Source organism: Lyngbya aestuarii BL J (genome assembly GCF_000478195.2).
Lineage (GTDB): Bacteria > Cyanobacteriota > Cyanobacteriia > Cyanobacteriales > Microcoleaceae > Capilliphycus > Capilliphycus aestuarii.
The window spans coordinates 1-2465 of the sequence record NZ_AUZM01000159.1; the positions used below are offsets into that span (position 1 = coordinate 1).

Consider the following 2465-nt stretch of genomic DNA (forward strand, 5'->3'; position numbering starts at 1 on the left):
CTAGAACAAATGCAGCAAAGCATCCTCGCCAGTGGATGTGAAATTGTCACAGTTGCAGTCCGACGGGTTCAAACCCAAGCCCCCGGACATGAAGGACTTGCAGAAGCCATTGACTGGACAAAAATTTGGATGCTTCCCAACACCGCAGGCTGTCAAAATGCAGAAGACGCCATTCGGGTAGCCCGTTTAGGACGGGAGATGGCAAAATTATTAGGACAGGAAGACAACAATTTTGTCAAGTTAGAAGTTATCCCAGATCCCAAATATCTGTTACCTGATCCTTTTGGTACCTTAGAAGCCGCAGAACAGTTGGTAAAAGAAGGGTTTGCAGTGCTTCCCTATATTAACGCTGATCCGTTGGTTGCCAAACGTTTAGAAGAAATTGGCTGTGCGACAGTCATGCCTTTGGGTTCGCCAATTGGTTCGGGACAGGGAATTAAAAACGCTGCCAATATCGAGATTATCATCGATAATGCCAAAGTTCCCGTTGTGGTGGATGCGGGAATTGGAACCCCAAGTGAAGCCGCGACAGCGATGGAAATGGGCGCCTCGGCGTTATTAATTAATTCAGCGATCGCTTTAGCCGGACAGCCTGCGATCATGGCACAAGCGATGGGAATGGCGACTCAGGCGGGTCGTTTAGCGTATCTATCGGGACGGATTCCCATTAAAAATTATGCCACAGCTTCTTCTCCGGTGACGGGAACGATTAGTTCTTAAGTCTTGTGATCTAAAGTTCTCAGAGGTTCCCTACCCAGGGGAACCCACAAGTATACCTAAAGTTATTTAACTATGGGCAAATTTTTGTTACTCTAGACTAAATCAAATGAAACGAGGACATTAATTTATGCCTTATACAACCGAAGAAGGTGGACGCCTAAACAACTTTGCTGTTGAACCCAAAGTTTATACTGCTGAACCTCCGAACAAAAATCAAGTCCGCAATTATATCATTTTAGGATCTTTAGGTATTGCTTTAATTGTTGGTTTAATTGTTGTCGCGGTTGGAGTTTCTGGTTAACAAAAGAGAAGATTTTTTAGCATCGTTCTTTAAATTAAATTAGGCGTTCTTAACTCATCCAGGTGTTTGAAAGTTCAGATACCTGGTTTGTTTTTTTATCAATAGAAGAACCTCTCCCTAACCCTCTCCTAGAAGGCGAGGGAATAATATTAATTAATGGCGAGGGGGGTCAAGAAGAACCTCTCCCTAACCCTCTCCTACCTCACCGCAACGCCCTCTCCTACGAGGAGAGGGAAATTGTGTCCCTCGCGGGACTATTAATTAGTCGAGAGGGAAAAGGTGTCCCGTCGGGGACTATTTATTAATCGCGAGGGGAGTTAACTTTCTTCGGTCCTTTTAGGGGGCCCCCAGGGCTGTTTCATTCTCAGTTAAAAATTGCCGGGGTTGATGGTGAGTCCACCCCCGTGCGCGGGAACAAGCGCGTTGAGGGGAGTGGCTATCCCGTTGGGGGTGAAAGGGTTCCGGGGGTGGTGGGGAGAGGATTTTTTTGAGATGAAAAATAGCTTTTTATAGCACTACGCGAATACGTGTTTGACATTTCTAAATCCTAAAACCCCTTCCCAGTCTACTGTTCCCAGATCCCAGGATTTATAAATGTCCTAACCTGAATGCGTAGTGCTATAGCATTTGATTAGCGATCTTCGAGCATCTTCTCAACAGTCATCTCAATATCGCTGGCAATTTTTTTTAGCAAGGTTGGTGAAATATCTTGTCCTTTGTGAAAAGGTACGGTTGTTCCTCGACCATCCTCATGGCGGAATTGCTTATGTGAACCTTTCTGGCGAACTTCAACAAATCCCAAATTTTTCAATATGCGAACAACTTCTTGAGGTTTCAGAATTGGAATATTGCTCATGCTGAATGAATGATAATTTGTTGTGTGCCGACAAACTGAGTCTCAAAGGTAACATCTTCTTCGAGTAGCATCTCAATCACTTCTGTTAAATTATCTTGAAGTTCATCAAGGGTTTTTCCTTGAGAATGGGCGCCTGGAAAACCGGGAACATAACCGACATAAAGTTGGGTGTCAGGGTCTTTTTCTACAATTGCTGTAAATGTTTTCATTGGGTTAACGTCAATTTAGATATTTATTTAAAGCCAAAGCCGTACTAACTGCAATTATAATTAGTCTCGGCTGAACCTGGGACTGTTGATAAATGGCGAGGGGAGTTCAATTTTCTTCCCTCCTTTTAGGGCAGGGCCGTGCGCGTTAAGGCCCTAAAACTTGATTTGTGGGGGGGTGGGGAGGTAGGGAGGTAGGGAGGTAGGGACGATTTTTATTAATAAAAAGCTATTTTTCCGAGGAAAAAACTCCTCTCCCCACCCCCCCATCACCCTTTCACCCCCAACGGGATAGCCACTCCCCTCAACGCGCTTGTTCCCGCGCACGGGGGTGGACTCACCATCAACCCCGGCAATTTTTAACTGAGAATGAAACAGCCCT

The 2465-nt window shown here is 45.1% G+C and carries 6 protein-coding genes; 3 read left to right on the forward strand and 3 right to left on the reverse strand.

From position 1 onward, the window contains the following. The 3 genes from M595_RS27060 to M595_RS27065 form a co-directional block, all read left to right on the forward strand. The coding region (locus M595_RS27060) for a thiazole synthase (RefSeq protein WP_040484763.1) at window positions 1–720 on the forward strand (720 nt) is incomplete at its 5' end. A 127-nt stretch (window positions 721–847) separates the two neighbouring features. After that, window positions 848–1021, forward strand: coding sequence for a photosystem II assembly protein Psb34 (gene psb34 / locus M595_RS30855; RefSeq protein ID WP_009787864.1), 174 nt, complete (start codon window positions 848–850; stop codon window positions 1019–1021). Window positions 1022–1083: 62 nt separating this feature from the next. After that, window positions 1084–1326 (forward strand): hypothetical protein, encoded by a 243-nt coding sequence (locus M595_RS27065; RefSeq protein ID WP_023069334.1) that lies wholly within the window; start codon window positions 1084–1086, stop codon window positions 1324–1326. A 326-nt stretch (window positions 1327–1652) separates the two neighbouring features. Here M595_RS27065 and M595_RS27070 read toward each other — a convergent pair whose 3' ends face one another. From M595_RS27070 to M595_RS31975, 3 genes are all read right to left on the reverse strand, one after another. Then, window positions 1653–1877: a type II toxin-antitoxin system HicA family toxin gene (locus M595_RS27070; RefSeq protein ID WP_023069791.1), complete on the reverse strand. Its 225-nt coding sequence runs from the start codon at window positions 1875–1877 to the stop codon at window positions 1653–1655. Further along, entirely contained in the window at window positions 1874–2086 is a 213-nt protein-coding gene (locus M595_RS27075) for a type II toxin-antitoxin system HicB family antitoxin (protein WP_023069792.1), read from the reverse strand. Before M595_RS27075 ends, M595_RS27070 begins: the two co-directional genes overlap by 4 nt. 153 nt (window positions 2087–2239) lie before the next feature. After that, on the reverse strand, window positions 2240–2465 hold a 226-nt coding region (locus M595_RS31975; protein WP_023069652.1), incomplete at its 5' end, for a hypothetical protein.

Excerpts from the sequence above, each read along its gene's own strand:
- M595_RS27075 (WP_023069792.1), bottom strand. The coding sequence starts at position 2,086 with ATGAAAACATTTACAGCAATTGTAGAAAAAGACCCTGACACCCAACTT.
- psb34 (WP_009787864.1), top strand. The coding sequence starts at position 848 with ATGCCTTATACAACCGAAGAAGGTGGACGCCTAAACAACTTTGCTGTT.
- M595_RS27070 (WP_023069791.1), bottom strand. The coding sequence starts at position 1,877 with ATGAGCAATATTCCAATTCTGAAACCTCAAGAAGTTGTTCGCATATTG.